18 protein-coding genes are annotated in these 22,543 nt (G+C 42.0%); 14 read left to right on the top strand and 4 right to left on the bottom strand.

What is annotated here, in order from left to right; all coding sequences use genetic code 11:
* Window positions 1-7 precede the first annotated feature (7 nt).
* Both PMEL_RS01115 and PMEL_RS01110 read right to left on the bottom strand, forming a co-directional pair.
* Window positions 8-1,006, bottom strand: coding sequence for a GNAT family N-acetyltransferase (locus tag PMEL_RS01115; protein WP_120173603.1), 999 nt, complete (start codon window positions 1,004-1,006; stop codon window positions 8-10).
* Window positions 1,007-1,087: 81 nt separating this feature from the next.
* Window positions 1,088-1,915 (bottom strand): glycerol acyltransferase, encoded by an 828-nt coding sequence (locus tag PMEL_RS01110; RefSeq protein WP_120173602.1) that lies wholly within the window; start codon window positions 1,913-1,915, stop codon window positions 1,088-1,090.
* A 747-nt stretch (window positions 1,916-2,662) separates the two neighbouring features.
* Here PMEL_RS01110 and mraZ point away from each other — a divergent pair.
* From mraZ to PMEL_RS01040, 14 genes are all read left to right on the top strand, one after another.
* Entirely contained in the window at window positions 2,663-3,148 is a 486-nt protein-coding gene (gene mraZ, locus PMEL_RS01105) for a division/cell wall cluster transcriptional repressor MraZ (RefSeq protein ID WP_120173601.1), read from the top strand.
* 24 nt (window positions 3,149-3,172) lie between these two features.
* Window positions 3,173-4,117, top strand: a complete 945-nt coding sequence (rsmH, locus tag PMEL_RS01100) for a 16S rRNA (cytosine(1402)-N(4))-methyltransferase RsmH (protein WP_120173600.1) — start codon at window positions 3,173-3,175, stop codon at window positions 4,115-4,117.
* Window positions 4,110-4,706, top strand: a complete 597-nt coding sequence (locus PMEL_RS01095; protein ID WP_120173599.1) for an FtsL-like putative cell division protein — start codon at window positions 4,110-4,112, stop codon at window positions 4,704-4,706. Before rsmH ends, PMEL_RS01095 begins: the two co-directional genes overlap by 8 nt.
* 3 nt (window positions 4,707-4,709) lie before the next feature.
* Window positions 4,710-6,863 (top strand): penicillin-binding protein, encoded by a 2,154-nt coding sequence (locus PMEL_RS01090; RefSeq protein ID WP_120173598.1) that lies wholly within the window; start codon window positions 4,710-4,712, stop codon window positions 6,861-6,863.
* Between the two features lie 66 nt (window positions 6,864-6,929).
* Window positions 6,930-8,387 carry a UDP-N-acetylmuramoyl-L-alanyl-D-glutamate--2,6-diaminopimelate ligase gene (locus tag PMEL_RS01085; protein WP_120173597.1) on the top strand — a complete coding sequence of 486 codons (1,458 nt, stop codon included), beginning with the start codon at window positions 6,930-6,932 and terminating at the stop codon, window positions 8,385-8,387.
* A gap of 59 nt (window positions 8,388-8,446) precedes the next feature.
* On the top strand, window positions 8,447-9,718 hold the full coding sequence (locus tag PMEL_RS01080) for a phospho-N-acetylmuramoyl-pentapeptide-transferase (protein WP_120173596.1): 1,272 nt from the start codon (window positions 8,447-8,449) through the stop codon (window positions 9,716-9,718).
* Between the two features lie 178 nt (window positions 9,719-9,896).
* Complete coding sequence (murD, locus tag PMEL_RS01075) at window positions 9,897-11,228, top strand: UDP-N-acetylmuramoyl-L-alanine--D-glutamate ligase (RefSeq protein WP_120173595.1); 1,332 nt, start codon at window positions 9,897-9,899, stop codon at window positions 11,226-11,228.
* Window positions 11,229-11,341: 113 nt separating this feature from the next.
* The gene (locus tag PMEL_RS01070; RefSeq protein ID WP_120173594.1) at window positions 11,342-12,628 is read left to right on the top strand and encodes an FtsW/RodA/SpoVE family cell cycle protein; all 1,287 of its coding nucleotides are present in this window, start codon (window positions 11,342-11,344) and stop codon (window positions 12,626-12,628) included.
* Window positions 12,629-12,713: 85 nt separating this feature from the next.
* The gene (gene murG / locus PMEL_RS01065; RefSeq protein WP_120173593.1) at window positions 12,714-13,820 is read left to right on the top strand and encodes an undecaprenyldiphospho-muramoylpentapeptide beta-N-acetylglucosaminyltransferase; all 1,107 of its coding nucleotides are present in this window, start codon (window positions 12,714-12,716) and stop codon (window positions 13,818-13,820) included.
* An 89-nt stretch (window positions 13,821-13,909) separates the two neighbouring features.
* Window positions 13,910-15,286 carry a UDP-N-acetylmuramate--L-alanine ligase gene (gene murC, locus PMEL_RS01060; protein ID WP_120173592.1) on the top strand — a complete coding sequence of 459 codons (1,377 nt, stop codon included), beginning with the start codon at window positions 13,910-13,912 and terminating at the stop codon, window positions 15,284-15,286.
* Between the two features lie 42 nt (window positions 15,287-15,328).
* Entirely contained in the window at window positions 15,329-16,267 is a 939-nt protein-coding gene (locus tag PMEL_RS01055) for a cell division protein FtsQ/DivIB (protein ID WP_120173591.1), read from the top strand.
* Between the two features lie 54 nt (window positions 16,268-16,321).
* Window positions 16,322-17,773, top strand: coding sequence for a cell division protein FtsA (gene ftsA, locus PMEL_RS01050; RefSeq protein WP_120173590.1), 1,452 nt, complete (start codon window positions 16,322-16,324; stop codon window positions 17,771-17,773).
* Between the two features lie 55 nt (window positions 17,774-17,828).
* Window positions 17,829-19,157, top strand: a complete 1,329-nt coding sequence (gene ftsZ / locus PMEL_RS01045; protein ID WP_120174595.1) for a cell division protein FtsZ — start codon at window positions 17,829-17,831, stop codon at window positions 19,155-19,157.
* A 363-nt stretch (window positions 19,158-19,520) separates the two neighbouring features.
* Complete coding sequence (locus PMEL_RS01040) at window positions 19,521-20,201, top strand: DUF4468 domain-containing protein (protein ID WP_036919186.1); 681 nt, start codon at window positions 19,521-19,523, stop codon at window positions 20,199-20,201.
* A 297-nt stretch (window positions 20,202-20,498) separates the two neighbouring features.
* Here the strand turns inward: PMEL_RS01040 and PMEL_RS01035 are convergent, their stop codons facing one another.
* Window positions 20,499-21,545, bottom strand: a complete 1,047-nt coding sequence (locus tag PMEL_RS01035) for a YeiH family protein (RefSeq protein ID WP_120173589.1) — start codon at window positions 21,543-21,545, stop codon at window positions 20,499-20,501.
* A gap of 258 nt (window positions 21,546-21,803) precedes the next feature.
* Entirely contained in the window at window positions 21,804-22,529 is a 726-nt protein-coding gene (gene recO / locus PMEL_RS01030) for a DNA repair protein RecO (protein WP_120173588.1), read from the bottom strand.
* Window positions 22,530-22,543: the final 14 nt, after the last annotated feature.

Here is a 22,543-nt window from a genome sequence, read left to right as displayed (position 1 = left end):
AAAGACCTTACTGCGCTTCTTTCTCTTTATAGATGACATTATTAGCACCACTTGTAATCTTCAGAGCCTCTGGATGCTCATCTACAAAGCTCTCAATATGACGAATACGCTTCTCTTCAAAAATCTCATCAACCGCAATGAGGATTCCAGTTTCCTCAACATCACCAAAGCCATAGTTGATAGCTGTACCAAAGAGTTTCATCGTTGGAGAAAGATTCATATAAGCATTCACCAAAGGAGGAATGTTATAACCCAACTCACGTATCTCACGATTTAAGATTCGATAGTCTTCTTTGAAGCCATTACCTTGGAAAAGTGCATCCAACTCTGTCGTTGGAGTATCAATTTTCAATGGTTTAATCGGTATTATAAGGTCTTCCTTATCATCAAAATACTTTTTCAAGAAGTAAAGAATCATATCCCTACCACGACGGATATAAGAAGGATACATGGTCATCTTACCGAAGAAATACTTACATTCAGGATACAACACCGTCAATGCTCCAAGTCCATCCCAAAGGTTATCTAACGCAAAGATGCTCTTAGAATTCTTACGAACGTTCTGGTAATCCAATGAAACAAAAGAACGTCCAAGCTCAACTGTATAAGGAGCATACTCCTTCATGAACTTATCAGAGAAGTGGAACATGTGACTTGTTGCGACCTTTGGCTGTCCGTTTTTATCTATTTCCCACTCGCTACCAAAGATATAACGATATCCACCGATAATCTCCTCTGCTTCAGGGTTCCAAACAATCAGCTGTCTGCAACAATTATCCATCGTATCGAACTCATCGACATCCATCGCTTTGCCCGTACCTCCCCCTGCCGAACGGAAAGCTATCTCGCGCAGACGACCAATCTCCTTCATAACATTAGGAGCAGTCTTAGCAGTCACAATGTAAATCTCATTGTAACTCTTGTTAGTCATACGAAGCATCCGTTCAGGAGTCAACTCGCTCTTGAGCAGTTCCTTGCTTATGGGTTGGATGATTTCTTCTTCCATATATTCTATCAATCTTTTTCTTTCTCTAAATCTAATCGCTTGGTTTGTCCCTTTGTTCTATCATTTAATGAGGCTGAGATATTACAGCTCATAAACCATATCTTCTACATATTTCGCCCATTCCATCGATGTACGGCTCTTATCAAATGTCTGCCAAGGGATTGGCTTTCCTATCGCAACGCGGAACGTTTTACCCACATTTTTGTACATCTCATCAACAAGAAACAACATAGCTATGTTCACCTTCTTGACGTATTTATCACTGAAATGTGCAATACGATAGAATCGATCAGAGTTGCGCCCACCAAAGAAGATGGGAACAACATCACGCTGATACTCCACACTCTTGGTGATAAACGTTTTCTTCCACTCTAAGTCATGAATCTTCCCATTAATCTTACGACTATTCAGTCCAGCTGGAAACATCAAGATATGGTTGTCACTTTTGAATCCAGCCTCAACCATTCGAGGGAAATCACGACTCTGTTTTCCAGTTTTATTGATACCAATACTTACTGGCTTTAAACCTGGGAGATTGAGTAATAAGTCATTAACCAAATAACGAAACCTACCATCATAGTGCTTACCGATAATAGATCCCAATGCCACACCATCCTGTCCACCAAGAGGGTGATTGGAAACAAACGTATAGAGCTTACCATCATCTTTATCAGGGAGATTCTCCAAACCTTCGATTTGCAGCGTCATGTCAAGATATCGAACACATTCTGTAAGCCACTCTGTTCCTGTCAAACCGCGACTATCCCAAAGAAACTTGTTAACCTCGTCTTCATGAAGAATACGTTTCAGCCAATTGATGGCAAAAGAAGGAACGAATTTAGCCTTCGTCCCCATCTTATCTTCAAGTATCTTGTCAATATCTATCGTTTTCTCTATTTCTATACTCATGTACTCAAATTCTCTCCTAACAAAATGCAAAAGTAACGAAACCAATTGGAATAGCTCACGTTTTTTGCGAAAAATATATGTCTAAACACAAAAAAAACGACCCAACAACATGGTTGACTGCTTATATTAAATACAACTCCCCATTACGCCCCACTCTTTTTTACATCCCCCACTCTACATAAACACGCCAAAAAACAAGCCTTAAAATAGAGATAAGGCTCCCAAAAAACAACGAAAAAGAGAAGAAAATAGAAAACAGAATATGCCTATTAAGGCTACACAAAGAACTTATTTTTGTAATAATATTTCACAAACTCAAAATCAAAAGATGCTTAATTGCGGTTCAATTAAGGCTCTTTCGGCTTGCAAAAGATGCTCTTTTGAAGTCTTACTAACGCCCTTTTGAAGTCCAATTAAGCACCTTTTGAAAAGCGTGTCTTCAACTACCTGATTCCCTGATACTTAGAATAGCATTCAAAATAGTACTTTATAAGACCAAAATATGCACTTTAACCCCATATAACTGTAAAGATATTTCAAACATGCTAACGACTCATTTAATCCACTCAACAGACATCAAGAAACAAGTGTACTACCTTGAACAGTCGACATAAGGATAGAAGCACCTCTTAAAGTGTTAATATTCTAAAAATAGAAGTCGTTAACAAAATATTGTGGAGCATAGTGGGGATATGTGGGGAAAAATGTGTAACTTTGAGGCCAAATACAGCTTTATAAAAAATAGACATGAGATTCTTAGGAAACATCGAAGCAAAAACAGACGCAAAAGGAAGAGCTTTCCTGCCAGCAGTCTTCCGCAAGGTGCTCAACGCATCGGGCGAAGAATCGTTGGTATTGCGTAAAGACATCTTCGAGCCATGTCTGGTTCTCTACCCTGAATCGGTATGGAACGAACGAATGGATGCACTTCGCAAACGTCTGAGCCGCTGGAGTCGTCGCGACCAGATGATTTATCGCCAGTATGTCACAGACGTTGAGATGATTACCTTGGACGGTAATGGTCGCTTTCTCATTCCAAAGCGATATCTAAAAATGGCGAATATCGACCAGCAAATAAGATTTACAGGAATGGACGACTGTATTGAGATATGGGCAAACAGTGAGAACAACGAGCCATTCATGTCGGCTGAAGAATTCAGCAAAGCCATGGAAGAAACCATGGGAACGGAAGGGCTCTTCTCGCTCGACAACCCATCACAGAACAACGAATAATCAACCACAAAAGAATCAACAGCAATGATTAAGACCGCAGAATGTTATCATATCCCAGTACTCCTCAACGAAAGCATTGAAGGTTTGAACCTACATGCTAACGGAGTCTACGTGGATGTAACTTTCGGAGGTGGAGGTCATAGTCGAGAGATTCTTTCTCGCTTAGAATCTGGTAGTCACCTTTATAGCTTCGACCAAGATGCCGACGCTGAGCAGAACATTGACAACATGGGCTTAAGCGAAGAACAGTTGGAACGTTTCACCTTCGTTCGCTCCAACTTCAGATACTTGAAGAACTGGATGCAGTATTACGGCGTAGAGCATTTAGACGGACTACTTGCCGACCTTGGCGTTAGTAGCCATCACTTTGATGACGAAACACGTGGTTTCTCATTTCGCTTTGAAGCGCCGCTCGATATGAGAATGAACAAGCGAGCAGGCTTGACTGCTGCTGATATTCTCAACAACTACGATGAAGAACGATTGGCAGACATACTCTACCTCTACGGAGAACTAAAGCAGTCGCGCCGTATCGCCTCAGCCATTGTTAAGGCAAGAGGGCAGAAGACATACAAAACGACAAACGACTTACTGACAACCATTGAGCCGTTCTTTCAGCGAGCACGCGAAAAGAAAGACATGGCAAAAATGTTTCAAGCACTTCGCATCGAAGTAAACCACGAGATGGATGCCTTAAAAGAAATGCTAATGGCAGCAACCAAACTACTTCGTCCTGGCGGAAGATTATCCGTTATCACCTATCACTCCTTAGAAGACAGAATGGTGAAAAACATTATGAAGTCAGGGAATATAGAGGGAAAAGTGAAACAAGACTTCTTTGGTCGAATAGAAACACCGTTCCGATTAGTCAACAATAAAGTTATCACAGCAAGTAACGACGAACAAGAACGCAACCCACGAAGCCGAAGTGCAAAACTAAGAATAGCAGAAAAGAAAGCAAATGAATGACGAGAACGACAAGAAGAATCCACTGTTGACGGAGCATCCTCTCACAGAAAATCAGACTGCTTTCAAAGAAGAAAGCACAAACGTCACAGAACCACTCATGAAGACAGAGGCTGTAAAAGAGATACCACAACCACCTGTCGACAATGAAGCTGCAACGCCACTGACGGAAGAAGAAGAAAAGAGAAAACAAGAAGAAGAGGCAGAAGTAAGAAAAATCAAAGCTGCCATTGAGGAACAAGCACGCGAAGACGAGCAACCACAATCATCAAACTTCACCCTAAGAAAGATTCTGGGTGGTGATATTCTCTCGGCAAGATTCTTTCGCAATAATATCTGGTTGATTATTACAATCGTAATCTTCACCATCATCTACATATCAAATCGATACAGTGTGCAGAAGTACCTTATCGAGGTTGATAAACTACAAAACGAACTGGAAGACGCTAAATATCGTGCGCTGTCAAGTAGTAGTCAACTCACCGAGAAGACACGTGAGAGTCATATACTTGAAATACTGAAAACAAGAAAAGACAGTGTACTGAAGATGTCTGACCGTCCACCTTATATTATAGACATACCCGAGAAATAGAATATGAGTAAGTTTGACAATAGCAAAATAATGCCTCGTTACAGCGTTATAGCGATAATCATGTCGCTTATCGCTGTTGCTGTCATTGGAAAAACTATCTACACCATGACTGCAGGAAAAGCCTACTGGATGGAGGTCGCTGCATCACAGAAGAAAGACAGCGTTACTGTTAAACCTACCAGAGGTAACATCCTTAGCTGCAATGGTCAACTCATGGCAAGTTCCTTACCTGAGTTCAAGGTATATATGGACTTTAATGCGCTCAAAGCATCAGGAAACGACACAGCTTTCATTGATAGCATCAATTATATAAGCAAAGGATTGAACAACATCTTCCCTGAGAAATCTGCTGCCTACTTCAAGCAGCACCTCATGGAAGGATACCATAAGGAAAGTAAGCACTGGACTATATGGAACGAACGTATTGACTATAACACATTCAAAGAAATACAGTCGCTCCCTATTTTCCACCTTTCTAAATATAAGAGTGGTTTCCACTGGGATGAATTCAATGCACGTCGTCGTCCGTTTGGTTCACTTGCTCAGCGCACGATTGGTGATATGTTCGGTGCAAAAGATACTGCCCGCTGCGGCTTAGAGCTTTCATACGACTCTATCTTACGTGGTACAAACGGTATTATTCACCGCCGTAAGGTTCGTAACAAGTTCCTTGACATCACAGACACCCCACCTATTGATGGTGCAGATATCATAACAACCATTGACGTCAGTATGCAAGACTTAGCTGAACGTGCCTTGATTGATGAGTTGAAAGAAATCAATGGTAACGTAGGTGTTGCTGTTGTGATGGAGGTTGCTACTGGCGATGTGAAGGCTATTGTCAACTTAGACAAATGTACTGATGGTCAATATAGAGAGGTTAAGAATCATGCAGTAAGCGACTTGTTGGAACCTGGTTCCGTATTTAAGACTGCTTCGCTCATGACTATCCTTGATGATGGGCTCGTTGACACCATGTACACTGTTCAGACAGGAGGTGGTGTATGGAATATGTATGGCCGAGACATGAAAGATCATAACTGGACACGCGGTGGATATGGTACGCTGACACTGCCTTGGACATTGAAGTACAGTTCAAATATTGGTATCAGTCGTATCATTGATATACACTATCATAAGAATCCAGAGAAGTTCGTTCAGGGTATTTACGACTTGGGACTTGCAACCGATTTCCACATTCCAATCGTTGGATATTCACCTGCAAGAATCCGTATGCCACACAAGAACAGCCGTGGACAGTATGACAATTGGAGCGCAACAGCTCTTCCATGGATGAGTATTGGATACGAAACACAGATTCCACCGATATCAACACTTGCCTTCTATAACGCGATTGCCAATGGTGGTAAGCTCATGCAACCACGCTTTGTAAAGCAAATTGTAAAGAACGGTGAGGTCATCTATGACAATCCACCAAAGGTTTTAAAAGAGCGTATCGCAAAGGAAAGCACCATAAAGGATATCACACGTATTCTTACAGAGGTTGTTTCAGAAGGTTTGGGTAAAAAGGCTGGCTCTGACAAATTCCTTGTTGCGGGTAAGACAGGTACGGCTCAAATGTCAAAGGGAGCCTTAGGTTATAAGAGTGGAGGTATCAATTACCTCCTCAGTTTTGCAGGCTTCTTCCCTGCCGACAAGCCTCGTTATAGCTGTATTGTTTGCATTCAGAAGACAGGCCTCCCTGCATCGGGAGGAGGAATGAGTGGAGTTGTGTTCCATCACATAGCAGAAGGCATCATGGCACAGAGTCTGAAGCTAAGCGTAACGGATGCACGTGATTCTTCATCCCTTGCAATTCCTACCGCAAAGACAGGTAACTTGCTTGCAACAGACTATGTATTGAATGCTCTTGGGTTCAATATTACCAACGGTTGGAATGGTGCCTACCCATTCGGTAGTCCTGTTTGGGGAACCACAACAACAAGTGGAAAGGCTCTAACCTTCCAAAAGGCAGAAGCACCTAAAGCCGACATCGTCCCTAACGTTCATGGAATGGGAGCGCGTGATGCCGTCTATCTCATGGAGAAACACGGCATAAAGGTAGTCATTACGGGTAGAGGTCGCGTTATTCAACAAAGTGTTGCACCAGGCGAAAAGGTCAAGAGGGGTATGAAATGCGAACTCAAAATGGGATAAGCATTCATCTTACAAGAACAACCCCTATCCGATTTCAATAATAAAGAACAAGAATAGAACAAAGATATGAAGTTAAGCGAATTACTCAAAAACGTCAAAGTAATTGCCAACCAAGGCAATATAGACGTTGAGATTAAAGATGTAAACATCGATAGTCGTAAGATACAGGATGGCCATCTGTTCATCGCAATGAAAGGAACACAGGTAGACGGTCATAAATTCATTAGTAAAGCTATTGAGTTAGGAGCCGTAGCAATCCTACTTGAAGATATGCCTGAAGTATTAGATGAAAAGGTAACATACGTTCAGGTAGCTTCAACAGAGGAAGAGGCTGGCAAGGTTGCCACTATGTTCTATGGAGAACCATCACGCAAACAGAAATTGGTTGGTGTAACTGGAACTAACGGTAAGACAACTATCGCCACCTTATTATATAGAATGTTCCGTGAGTTCGGACACAAGGTAGGCTTACTCTCTACCGTATGCAATTATATTAACGATGAGGAAGTACCTGCAAGTCATACCACTCCTGACCCAATAGAACTCAATCGTCTTCTTGCTAAGATGGTAGAAGCTGGCTGCGAATATGCTTTCATGGAATGTTCAAGCCATGCCATCCAGCAGCACCGTATCGGTGGTTTAGAGTTTGTTGGTGGTATCTTTACCAATCTTACACGTGATCACCTTGATTACCATAAGACTTTCGAGAACTATCGCAATGCTAAGAAGATGTTCTTCGACGGACTGCCAAAGAATGCCTTTGCTATTACCAATGCCGATGATAAGAATGGTATGGTAATGGTTCAGAACACCAAAGCGACAGTCAAGACCTATTCTATCAAGCGAATGGCCGACTTCCGTGCAAAGATTCTGGAATGTCACTTCGAGGGTATGTATCTTGAGATTGACGGCAAAGAAGTTGGCGTACAATTCATTGGTAAGTTTAATATTAGCAACCTACTTGCTGTCTATGGCACGGCAATGATGTTAGGCAAGAAGCCTGAAGACATTCTGATTGCATTAAGCACATTGAAGAGTGTAAACGGACGATTGGAGCCTATCCAGTCACCAGAAGGCTTTACCGCTGTTGTTGACTACGCACATACACCAGACGCCTTAGAGAATGTCCTCTGTGCTATTCATGACGTACTTGATAACAAGGGCGGCCGTGTAATAACTGTCTGCGGAGCTGGTGGGCATCGTGACAAGGGTAAGCGACCTTTAATGGCACAAGAAGCTGTTAAACAAAGCGACACAGTTATCCTTACAAGTGACAACCCACGTGACGAAGAACCACAAGCTATTATCGACGATATGCTTGCAGGACTTGACACAACACAGCGCAAGAAGGTACTCACGATTACTGATCGTAAGGAAGCAATTCGCACCGCAGCCATGATGGCACAGAAGGGTGACGTAATCCTTGTAGCTGGTAAGGGACATGAGAACTACCAAGAGATAAATGGTGTGAAGCATCATTTCGATGACCATGAGGTTATTCGTGAAATCTTTGGTATCAAGTAACTCTATATACATAGAAGTTCTATCGCCCCATAATAAAAACATAATAAAAACGAAATATCATGTTATACTATATCTTCCGTTGGCTTGACCAGTTCGGTATCAGTGGTTCCCACCTCTGGGGCTACATCAGTTTCCGCTCGATCTTGGCAATGATATTAGCCTTGATTATCTCTGCATGGTTCGGAGAACGATTCATTAAGTATCTCAAGAAGAAGCAGATTACAGAGGTTCAGCGTGACGCAGAGATTGACCCATTTGGTGTCAACAAGATTGGTGTACCATCAATGGGTGGTATCATCATTATTGTTGCCCTCTTGATTCCAGTTGTCTTGTTAGGTAGATTACGTAACATTTATCTTCTGCTGATGATTGTCACAACCATTTGGTTGGGCTTCCTCGGTGGAATGGATGATTTCATTAAGATATTCAAGCACGACAAAGAAGGACTAAAGGGTAAATATAAGATTATCGGACAGATAACCATCGGACTTATCGTTGGTTTGGTACTTTGGGCTTCGCCTGACGTTAAAGCCAATATGAACCTTGAGGTAGCAAATCAGAACGGTAAAGAAATCGTCATAAAACATGAGGCAAAAGCCGAAAAGACGTTGAAAACAACCATTCCATTTGTCAAGCTACATAATCTGGATTATTCTGAGATTATGGGCTTTTTAGGCGAATACAAGAATGCAGGTGGTTGGATTCTATTTGTCCTTATGACTATCTTCGTTGTGACAGCCGTCTCTAATGGTGCAAACCTAAATGACGGAATGGACGGTATGTGTGCCGGAAACTCCGCCGTCATAGGTGTCGTCTTAGGTATATTAGCTTACGTAAGTAGTCATATACAATACGCAGCCTATCTAAACATTATGTACATACCTGGCTCGGAAGAGTTAGTTGTATTCTTCATGGCATTCATTGGAGCACTGATAGGCTTCCTTTGGTACAACGCTTATCCTGCACAGGTGTTCATGGGTGACACGGGAAGTCTTACCATCGGAGGTATCATAGCAGTAGGTGCAATAATCATTCACAAAGAGTTGATGCTCCCTATTCTCTGTGGCGTATTCTTTGTTGAGAGCTTAAGTGTTATCGTACAAGTTTGGTACTACAAGTTAGGAAAGCGTAAAGGTGTTAAACAGCGTATCTTTAAGCGTACACCAATTCATGACAACTTCCGCACACAAGACAGTCAGCTTGACCCTGAGTGTAAGTACCTCTTAAAAAAGCCACATGGTGCAGTACACGAGAGTAAGATTACTTTACGATTCATCATCGTGACTATCATCCTCGCTGCAATGACTATCATCACACTTAAGATAAGATAAGCACGAGGCGTGCGAGGCGTTAGCACGATATGTGCGGGGCGTTCGCACAATTGGTGCTCATACAAAACACCACACAGCTGACCACTTCCCAAGAGGCGAGTAACCGTTTACTCGAAAAGAGGTAAGTAGCCAGCAAACAAAAACATTACATAAGCAAGAGTAAGGAAAGGAAAGATATATGAAAAGAATTGTAATACTTGGTGCCGGCGAGAGTGGTGCCGGTGCAGCAGTACTGGCAAAGAAAGAAGGCTTCGATGTCTTTGTTTCTGACATGTCAGCCATTAAGGACAAGTATAAGAAGATGCTCGATGAACGTGGTATCGAATGGGAAGAGGGTAAGCATACAGAGGAGAAGATTCTCAATGCTGATGAAATCATCAAAAGCCCTGGCATTCCTAACGAAGCACCAATGGTTCAGAAGCTCATTGCACAAGGAACACATATCATCAGCGAAATTGAGTTTGCTGGTCGATATACTAATTCTAAAATGATATGTATCACTGGTAGTAACGGAAAGACTACCACTACAAGCCTCATCTATCACATTTTCAAAGATGCTGGTTACGATGCTGGTTTGGCAGGTAACATTGGTAACAGTCTTGCTCTGCAGGTGGCAGAAGATCCACATGAATATTATATCATTGAGTTGAGCAGCTTCCAGTTGGATAATATGTATGACTTTCGTGCCAACATTGCCATCCTTCTCAACATCACTCCTGACCACTTAGATCGCTATGATTTCAAGTTTGAGAACTACGCAGACGCTAAGATGCGTATCATTCAGAACCAGACAAAGGAGGATAGTTTCATCTACTGGAACGATGATCCTGTCATCAAGAAAGAGCTTGAGAAGTTTGATGTACACGCTGTATGCTATCCCTTCTCTGAATTAAAGGAGAATGGCAGTATTGGTTACATTGAAGAAGGACAATATACGATTGAACAACCTGAGCCATTCAACATGGAGCAGGAAGACCTTTCGCTTACTGGACGTCACAACATTTACAACTCTTTAGCTGCAGGTATTGCTTCTGATATCAGCGGTATTAAGAAAGAAAATATTCGCAAGAGCCTCAGCGACTTCCCAGGTGTTGAGCATAGATTGGAAAAGGTATGCAAGGTCGCTGGTGTACAATACATCAACGACTCAAAAGCTACCAATGTTGACGCTTGCTGGTATGCACTTGAAAGTATGCGTACACCAACTATCTTGATTATTGGTGGAAAGGATAAAGGAAATGATTACAGCAGTATCAAGGACTTAGTAAAGCAGAAGTGTGCTGGTATTGTTTATCTCGGTGCTGACAACAAAAAGCTTCATGATAACTTCGACGACCTTGGTATCCCTGTTCGCGACACCCACTCTATGAAGGATTGTGTTGCTGCTTGTGCAGAGTTAGCGAAGCCTGGTGATACAGTTCTCCTAAGCCCATGCTGTGCAAGCTTCGACCTATTCAAGAATATGGAGGACCGAGGTGAACAGTTCAAGAGCTATGTAAGAGCGTTGTAGGAAAAGGCTTATTGGGCTAATAAGACTAATTAGGCTAATTGGACTTAGGCTAATAAGACTAATTGGGCTAATAAGGCTAATTGGGCTAATAATCCCATAAGGAACAAAAAACAATGAAGAATAAATCTCTCAGTAACATATTTAAAGGAGACAAGGTTATTTGGATGGTCTTCTTCTTCCTATGTATCATCAGTATCATTGAGGTATATTCAGCCTCAAGTTCACTGTCGTACAAAGGAGGAAACTACTGGAGCCCTATCATTTACCATTGTAGCATCCTCCTTGTAGGAGTTGCTTTGATGGTGGTTGTATTAAATATCAAATGTCGCTACTTCAAACTCGTCACCCCCATCGTATTGGTCATGTCCATAATAATGCTTATATGGGTACTTGCAGCAGGGCAAAGTACGAATGGAGCAAGCCGATGGATTAGCTTTGCAGGTATACAATTCCAACCTTCCGAATTGGCTAAAGGTGCGTTGGTGTTAGCTATATCACAGATACTTAGCGCAATGCAGACCGAACATGGAGCGGACCGAAAAGCCTTTAAATATATCATGTGGCTATCTGGTGGTATTATATTACTGATTCTTGGTGAGAACCTTTCTACTGCAATGCTCATTGGTTTGACCGTAATTCTGATGATGTTTGTGGGAAGAGTCCCCCTCAAACAATTAGGACGCTTGATAGGGGTCATTGCTTTATTTGGAATTTTCATGCTATCTATGGTCATGCTGGTAGGTGATGACAAGAAAGCTGAAGAAGAGGTTTCTGCCAAGCAGAATCTTACAGAACAAACTGTTGCTGTACAGCAAGATGAATCACCGGGGTTCTTCGGTAAAATGCTTCACCGTGCTGACACGTGGAAGGCACGTATTAAGAAGTTCTTTAACAGTGAATATGTTGCTCCAAAAGACTATGACTTAGATAAAGATGCACAGGTGGCACATGCTAACATTGCCATCGCTTCATCCGACGTTGTTGGTAAAGGACCGGGAAACTCTAACGAACGAGATTTCCTTTCGCAAGCCTTCTCCGACTTTATCTATGCCATTATCATTGAAGAGATGGGCATTGGTGGAGCTATATTTGTGGCATTCCTTTATATTATCCTTCTTTTCAGAACGGGTATTATAGCTAACAGATGCGAAAACTCTTTCCCAGCTCTTCTTGCTATGGGTATCGCCTTCCTCTTGGTTACACAGGCGTTATTCAATATGTTAGTAGCTGTTGGATTAGCTCCGGTTACTGGTCAGCCACTTCCTCTTATCAGTAAGGGTGGTACCTCTACTATTATTAATTGCGTCTATATTGGCGTAATACTTAGTGTGAGCCGTTCAGCAAAGAAAAAGAAAGAAGATAAGATACCTTCTGAGAAACTTTCACACGTAACAGCCTAATTTACAGAGATACCTAAAAAGGAAGCTGAAAGTTGAAAGAAGATAAAAAAAATGATTACCTTTGTAGGTTATAAAGAAGATGCAAATGGACGAGGAATTAAGAATTATCATCAGCGGTGGCGGAACAGGAGGACATATCTTCCCTGCAGTTTCAATTGCCAATGCTATCAAAGCGAAGCACCCAGAGGCGAAGATTCTCTTTGTGGGTGCTGATGGACGTATGGAGATGCAACGTGTTCCTGCTGCTGGTTATGAGATAAAAGGCCTACCTATCAAAGGTTTTGACCGTGCTAATAAGCTAAAGAACTTTGAAGTACTTTGCAAACTTTGGAAGAGTCTTCGTATGGCTCGCCAGATTATTAAAGACTTCAAACCACAGGTTGCTGTGGGTGTTGGTGGTTATGCCAGTGGTGCAACGCTCTATGAGTGTGCAAAGATGGGAATCCCATGTCTTATCCAAGAGCAGAATTCTTATGCAGGAGTTACCAACAAACTATTGTCAAAGCGTGTGAAGAAGATTTGTGTTGCTTACGAAGGTATGGAGCGTTTCTTCCCTGCTGATAAGATTATCATGACTGGTAACCCTGTTCGTCAGAACGTACTCTCTACCCCACTCTCTGTTGAAGAGTCACGTGAGAGCTTCGGTCTTGACCCTAACAAGAAGACAATCCTCCTCGTGGGTGGTAGCCTTGGAGCAAGAACTATCAATCGATCTGTCATTGAACACCTTGACCTCATTGAGCAATCAGACGTTCAATTCATCTGGCAAACGGGTAAGTTCTATCATCAGCAGATTTTGGATTCGATGAAGGATAAAGAACTTCCAAACTTGAAGATAATGGACTTTATCAGTGACATGGGTGCTGCATATAAGGTTGCAGACCTTGTTATCAGCCGTGCTGGTGCAAGTTCTATCAGTGAATTCCAGCTTATCGGAAAGCCTGTTATCTTGGTTCCAAGTCCGAACGTGGCAGAAGATCATCAGACAAAGAATGCGATGGCATTGGTTAATAAAGATGCTGCACTCTGCGTAAAGGATGTTGAAGCACCTGACACTTTAATAAAACTTGCGCTCGATACCATCACGAATGATGAGAAGTTGGCAAGTCTTAGTGAGAATGTAAAGAAGATGGGATTGAAGAACTCTGCTGAGATTATTGCTGACGAGGTTATCAAACTCATAAAGGGATAAAACAAACTTCCAACAGATAGGATTGAAAGATACTATCGTAGAACGCTGTTCTACTCCCAAATAAAAGAAAGAAAAAGAATATATAACACATGGAACTCAAAGATATTAAATCAGTTTACTTCGTAGGTGCAGGTGGCATCGGCATGAGTGCTATTGCTCGCTATTTCCTTCATAAAGGATTGATAGTAGCAGGTTATGACAAAACTCCATCCGAACTTACCCACACTTTGGAGAAAGAAGGAATGGATATTCATTATGAGGAGGATGTTCAACTCATCCCTGCAGCGTGCAAAGAACCAGCATCAACGTTGGTAATCTACACACCTGCCATCCCTTCTAACCATGCTGAGCTGGTTTACTTCCGCGAGAATGGCTTTGAGATTCAGAAACGTGCACAGGTTCTCGGCACACTCACCCGCACACATAAGGGTCTTTGCTTTGCTGGAACACATGGAAAAACAACGACTTCCAGTATGTGTGCACACCTTATGCACCAAAGTCATTTGGACTGTAACGCCTTCCTTGGTGGTATTTCCAAGAACTATGGCACTAATTATATCCTCTCTGACCACAGCGACTTTGTTGTGATTGAGGCAGACGAGTTCGACCGTTCTTTCCATTGGTTGCGTCCTTGGATGAGCGTTATCACCTCAACAGACCCTGACCACTTGGATATTTATGGTACAAAAGAGGCTTACCTTGAGAGTTTCCGTCACTATACAGAACTCATTCAAAAGGGAGGTGCACTCATTATCCGCAAAGGATTAGAGATGAAGCCAAACGTACAAGAAGGTGTTAGAATCTATGAATACAGCCGTGATGAAGGCGACTTCCACGCTGAAAATATACGAATTGAAAACGGAACTATCACTTTCAACTTCATTTCTCCTATCGAAAACATTAAGGATGTAGAACTTGGACAACCAATTCCTATCAATATCGAAAATGGTATCTCAGCAATGGCAATGGCTCAACTCAATGGTTGTACAGCAGAAGAACTGCGCAATGGAATGAAGACATACGGTGGCGTTGATCGTCGTTTCGACTTCAAGATAAAGAACGACCGCCATGTGTTCCTCTCTGACTATGCGCATCATCCAAAGGAGATTCTGCAGAGTGCAAAGAGTCTTAAGGAACTCTATGCTGACAAGAAGGTTACTGCAATCTTCCAGCCACACCTCTACACACGAACACGTGACTTCTATAAGGAGTTTGCAGAAGCACTTAGCCATTTTGATGAAGTGGTATTGACAGAGATTTATCCTGCTCGCGAAGAGCCTATCTCAGGTGTAACAAGCGAACTCATCTATGATAATCTCAGTCCTAACATTGAGAAGCAGATGATTCAGAAGGACGATGTTCTCGACTTTGTAAAGTCAAGAGACTTTGATGTTCTGGTTGTATTGGGTGCTGGTAATCTCGACAATTATGTCCCAGAGATTGCAAAGATACTCAACGAGAAGTAAGAAGAAAGAAAACAAAAACTCTTAAAGTAAAAGAGAGAAGATATGCACATTAAGTGGAAAAAGATAATTATCACTGCGCTGGACGTTGTACTGGCTATTTATCTCATCATGGCTGTTACCTCATGGAACAAACCTGATGAGAGCAAACAGCTATGTACTAAAGTGAATATCAACATATCTGACTCTAATAATGCAGGTTTTCTTACTGCTACTGAAATCAAACAAATATTAGAGAAAGCCCACCTCTATCCCCTCAATAAGAAGGTATCTGATATCAATCCACGCAAGATTGAGGAAGCATTGAAAGTGGGACCTTTCATCAATACAGCCCAGTGTTACAAAACCAAAGATGGACATGTCAACATCCATATTACTCAACGTATGCCGATTATCCGCATCAAGAGTAACAATGGAGCTGATTACTATCTTGATGACAACGGAGGAATACTCCCAAACTCTAAGTACACGAGCGACTTAATCATTGCAACTGGCAATATAGACAACAACTTCGCACGCCTTTACATTGCTCCTCTTGCCAAGGCTATTAGCTCATCACCGCTATGGCTGAACCAAATAGAGCAAATCAATGTCCTACCAGACAGAGGCATCGAGTTAGTACCACGTGTCGGTAATCATATCATCTTCATGGGCTACTTGCCTAAAAACAATGGTCCATGGAAGCGCAAGCATGATATAAACATCTTCGTTAAAAAGAAGTTATCACGCTTAGAGAAGTTCTACCGATATGGTCTTTCACAAGCAGGTTGGAACAAATACTCTTACATCGACATAGAATTCGATAACCAAATCATCTGTAAGAAACGTGATGAAAAGGCTGAAAAAGCAGAAGAAGACACACTGCTTAAGAAGGCTAAGTCCGAACAGGTAGAAGACATACAACGTACAGAAGAGGAGGAAAGAGATAAAGCCCGTAAGGAAGTGAAACGGCAAGAAGATGCCTCAGCAGGACTTACGGAATAAAAAACAGCTATCAATTTAGAGAATATAAAATAAGGAACATAATACTTAACGAATATGGCAGAGTTCATAGTAGCCATTGAATTAGGCTCATCAAAGATTACGGGAATCGCTGGCAGAAAGAATCTTGACGGCAGTATCTCCGTGCTTGCCGTTGTAAAGGAAGACGCTACACAGTGTATTCGCAAGGGTGTCGTCTATAACATCGACAAGACCGGTCAGTGCCTCACTGGCATCATCAACAAACTAAGAAAACAATTGAAGCGTGAGATATCTCAGGTCTATGTAGGCGTGGGAGGACAGTCTATACGAAGCGTACGCAACGTTATCGTAAAGGATTTGCCTACTGATACCATCATTACCTCAGAGATGATCAATGAGTTAATGGATGCCAACCGCAATATGACTTATCCTGACCAGGAGATTCTCGATGCTGCCACACAGGAGTATAAGGTTGACAACCAATTCTCTCTTGACCCAGTAGGTATCAAAGCTACTCGTCTTGAGGGTAACTTCCTCAACATCCTATGGCGTAAGGCTTTCTACGAGAACCTCAACAACTGCTTTGAAAAGTCTGGCATCTCTATTGCCGAGATGTATCTTGCACCTTTGGCTTTGGCTGACGCTGTATTGAGCGAAGCTGAAAAGCGTGGTGGTTGTGTATTGGTTGACTTCGGTGCTGACACAACAACAGTTTCTGTGTACTACAAGAACATTCTCCGTCACTTGGCAGTCATTCCATTGGGTGGTAACAATATTACAAAGGACATTGCCAGCCTACAAATGGAAGAGAAGGATGCTGAGGCCATGAAGCTTAAGTATGGTTCTGCTTTCACTGAAAATAATGACATCGATAATACATTGAAATACTCTATCGACTCAGAGCGTTCGGTAGAGAGCCGCAAATTCATTGAAATCGTTGAGGCACGTATTGGCGAAATCGTTGAGAATGTATGGTGTCAGGTACCATCTGATTATGCCGACAAACTGCTTGGCGGTATCATTCTCACTGGTGGTGGTATGAACTTAAAGAACATTGAACGCTGTATTCGTAATACCACACATATCGACAAGATTCGCAAAGCAAACTTCGTAACACATACCATCGCTTCAAGTAATGCTGATATCACAGCTAAGAATGGTGACATGAACACAATTCTTGGACTGCTTGCCAAAGGCGATATGAACTGTGCTGGTGCTGAATATAACCCTGCACAGAACAACCTTTTCAACAACGATGATGTTGCAGTAGCAACACCTATCGAACAGCCTTACACCCCATCGTCTACTGCAAGACAGGGACAGGGTATTGTTCCAACACCTGAGGAGAAGAAGAAAGCCGAAGCTGAGCGTCGCAAACGTGAAGAGGAAGAGCGAAAGCTGCGTGAGGAAGAGGAAGCAAGAGCGCGCGAACTCGAAGAGGAGAAGCGTCGCAATAGCCTCTGGAATAAATTCTCACGTAAGGTGAAAGATTTCGGAAAAATCATTATGAGTGAGGATGAAGAGTAATCAACAGCCCACGCAAAAAAGAACAATAGGAAATAAACATAGACAACATACTGTTATGGCAGACAACAATAATAAAATGGATATATTAGACTTCGGTGACGGCGATGTAGCTGATAGCATCATCAAGGTCATTGGTGTCGGTGGTGGTGGTGGTAACGCCGTAAACCACATGTACAGAGAAGGTATCCACGATGTGACCTTCGTACTCTGCAACACGGATGCACAAGCACTCAACGACTCTCCTGTTCCTGTTCATCTGCAATTGGGTAAAGAAGGATTAGGTGCTGGAAACCGTCCTGAGCGTGCACGTCAGGCTGCTGAAGAGACCAGTGAGGATATCAAGCGTATGCTCAACGATGGTACGAAGATGGCATTTATCACCGCTGGTATGGGTGGTGGAACGGGTACTGGTGCAGCACCTGTCATCGCACGTGTCAGCAAGGAATTGGGCATTCTCACCGTGGGTATCGTTACCATTCCTTTCCGTTTCGAGGGAGCTAAGAAGATAGATCAGGCGTTGGATGGCGTTGAAGAGATGGCAAAGCATGTCGATGCACTGCTCGTCATCAACAACGAACGTCTCCGCGAGATTTATCCTGAACTGAGTTTGCTCAATGGTTTCCGTAAGGCTGACGACACACTGAGCGTTGCTGCTAAGAGTATTGCAGAGATTATCACCGTTCATGGTATTATGAACCTCGACTTCAACGATGTAAAGACAGTCCTCAAAGATGGTGGCGTAGCTATCATGTCTACTGGTTACGGTGAGGGTGAAGGTCGTGTGAAGCAGGCAATTGAGGACGCACTCAACTCACCATTGCTCAACGACAACGATGTCTATAAGTCAAAGAAGATTTTGCTCTCTATCAACTTCAATACTGACGACAAGGACAACCCAGGTCTGACAATGGAGGAAATGGGTGATGTGACAGAGTTCATGAACCACTTCAGCGCAGACTTCGAGTTGAAATGGGGACTTGCTATTGACCCTGAACTCGACAAGAAGGTTAAGGTTACTATCCTTGCAACGGGCTTTGGCATTGAGGATGTTGACGGTATGGGTAGCCATATTAAGAAGCAGACACAGGAAGATGCAGCACGCAAGGCAGAGGAAGAGGAGAAGGCTGCAGAGCGTCGTGACCGTCGTGATCGTTTCTATAAGGACAACAACAGCTCACAATACAAGCATCGTCCGCACATCTATCGCTTTACTGCGGATGAACTCGACAACGAGGATGTTATCCTTGCTGTAGAGAACACCCCAACCTACAAGCGTACTAAACAGATGATTAAGGACATCAAACGCATCAGTAATCCTGAGCAAGATAATGAAGAAAACGAAAGCAACGAAGGCGCTGTTGAGGGCGTTATTAGCTTCGTATAATAGTTATATCAAAAATAAGAAAAGGCTGGACTCCGAAAGAAGTTCAGCCTTTTTAGTTCTTACTACAAACTTTATTTTACTTTACTAAAAGAAAGATGATATTATTGTTGTTTATTTAAGGTATTTTTACTATTTTTGCAATGTGTTCTTTTAGGGACACAACACTTTTTGCTCAATAGCCTCACAATCACCACACGAGAACAGAGCAAAACAACTGTTATTGGGACCTTGCATCTTACAGGTGCAGGTTTTCCCATATACAGTTGTGGTTTGTGGTGAACCGTGAGGCGTATGGAGAAGACCTGCGCCTTTTTTTATTGGCACAGGAGAAACGGGATTTTACTTAATTAAATTCAAATAAAGATGAAAAAACTGTTTTTATGTGCCGTTATGCTTTTATTGGCTATCGGAGTAAATGCCCAAATAATGAGGGCAGAAGAGTTGGAAAAGTATGCCAAGGAAAAGTATGGAGAAAAGTGGTATGATGCTGCAAAAAGCCTTACAAGCCAGTTACAATTAGACAAAAACAAAGCACTAACTTATACGCAAGTTATTGAGGCACCAGAAAAGACAAAGACACAACTATACGTCATCCTAAATTACTGGTACAGTAATACTTTTGGAAGTGGAAAATCTGTTATTCAATTAAATGACAAAGAAGCAGGTGTAATTATTGCTAAGGGAAATGTTGATGCCATTGCTTCACATACAGGAGGAGCAAATTCATATACAGTAAATCTAACACCAATTATAAAGACTGACATCAAAGATGGAAAGGTGAGAATAACTTACACTATACCTTTCTACAAAGTAGACAAAAAGATTGGAGGAGGTTTCCTCGGTGGGATGGGTGGCTCTCGTGCGACTTTAACAGAAGAGAATTGGCCTATTGAACAATGCTTTCCATTTACAGAAAAAGACAGCCACAAGAAGACTTCAGCAAAAGCACTTGTCATGGCTCATGCTTACTCCAATGTAATTATGGACAAGATTGAAGAAGCGGTCAAGCATGGCGTAGCAGGCAACGAAAACGATAATTGGTAGTCAAAAAGAGAAATTACGATTTAATAGCAGCAAAACTTACATTATCAAGCACCTGTCTACAAAAAACAGGTGCTTTTACTTTTGAAACACATTTCATAAACAACAAATACTCAACATCACCTTCTCCTACATGTTCCCTCGAATGCGCACTTCATCATCACCTAACATTCATCACCCAAACACCAAACATGTTCCTTCGGATGCGCACTTTATCAACACCTAACATTCAAAACCCAACAACCAAGCCAACATTTACACATCATCATCACCCAAAATTCAACACCTAACACCCAGCATCTAACATCCAACACCCAACATTGGGACCAAATACTTTGCCAAGCAATAACCTCCACCGATTAGCCAGCACCATAGAATTGCAGCCAAGAGGAAAGGTTTAAAGCCTGCTTTCTTAAACTTATCAATACTCGTTTCAGCACCAAGTGCAGACATAGCCATTGTAAGCAGGAAGGTATCGAGGGTATTGATAAAGTCGACAAGCTCTTTCGGAAGTAAGTTCAATGAGTTGAAACCGATGACCACAAGGAAGAGAATCGCAAACCAAGGGATGTTTATCTTGCTACTACTACCTGCTTCTTCACCTCGTCCAGCAACATTCTTTGCCACAAAGAAGGCTATAACCAACAACACAGGTACCAACATCATCACACGAATCATCTTAACAATAATGGCTGAATTGCTCACTGCAGCACCCATGGCATTACCTGCACCAACGACATGAGCCACCTCATGAATCGTCGAACCTGCAAAGATTCCCATTGCATCGGGTGATAAATCAAAGACACCTGCACGATAAAGAATAGGATAAAGGAACATTGATAGTGTTCCGAAGATGACCACCGTCGCTACAGCCACAGCTGTCTTATAAGGCTTCGGACGGATAGCACCATCGACACCTAATACCGCTGCAGCTCCACAGATACCACTTCCACAAGCTGCCAAAAGAGCTATACTGCGATCCATCTTCAAGAGTCTACCGACCAAAACACCTAAGAGAATCGTTCCACATACGATAATTGCATCCACAATGATAGCAGAAAAACCCACTGCCACCACGTCTTGAAAGGTCAAACGGAAACCATAAAGAATAATACCAAAGCGCAAAACACGTTTTCCACAGAAGGCAATACCGGGCACCCAAGACTCTGGAAGATTATTACGAAGACTGTTGGCATAAAGCATACCCAAGATAATACCAACGACCATCGGACTCAACGAAAGTGCTTTCACCCATCCCATATCACCGATATAGAACGCTGCACAGGCAAACAAAGTAATCAGCAGTACACCATGAAGCATACTACTGCGCTGTTCTGTTAACTTCATAGACTTATATTATATAATAGGTTAAGTTTGAATTTTCATGCTTCAAGTCCACAAAAGTAATAAAAAAAACAAGCAACAAAATACCAATCGTGAATTATTATCATGAAAAAAAGAAATTATTTTCATGAAGATAAATATTTCTTTTCATGAAGAAAAATATTTTCTTTCATGAAAATAATTCGATAAAGACTATCTATAAGTATAATATGCGCTTACTTTAAGGGCAATATTAACGCCTAATAAACATCATAAAGCACACTAACTAAACAGCTCGCGCATTACCTGAAAACTTTTTAGTTCAGGCATATCAGGCACATGAATTCGATAGTAATGCAATACTATATCAGAAATACGATTGCGATTGTGACGAGATAGACGGAAAAGATGCATATTCTCGTAATCCATACGAATCAACTGATTAATACCTGCTGCATCTGCAGGGAGTAGATAATCAGAATGAAGAGGTGCACTTGCTGTAAAGGTTGCATTGCGAAGATCAAAGCAAGCATCCGCCTGATAGGCATCAAGATTAGGGAAGAAACCGATGAAACGACTCAAACGCATCATAAAGACAAGATGGAAATTGGCATAATCACGCTCAGCCTCATCCAACCATTCCATACTCGCGCATACATAATTATATAGGTGGGCATTCTGTTGCTCACCGCGAGTAACATAATAAAGGAATTCAGAAAGAAAGAGAAGGATAGCCGACTTCACTGGATCAAAGGGGATAGAGCCGTAAGGGCGAAGGATACGCACTTCCTTTATACGCTGCAAAGAGGTTCGCGGACGATAATCAAATTCAAGGTCAAGTAAGGTCAGTGGTTGAAAATACTGCTTCTTAATCTTCCCTTTCGCCGTCTTAGGAATGCGCGTTATAAAAGAAATACGCCCCTCTAACTCGGTAAACATATCAATTATTAGCGATGAATCACCGAACTTCAGAGAACGCAAAACAATTGCCTTTGACTTCAAAATCATATAAAAAACAATGC

Source organism: Prevotella melaninogenica, from assembly GCF_003609775.1.
Taxonomy (GTDB): Bacteria; Bacteroidota; Bacteroidia; order Bacteroidales; family Bacteroidaceae; genus Prevotella; species Prevotella melaninogenica_A.
This window is presented reverse-complemented; position numbering and strand designations above follow the sequence as displayed.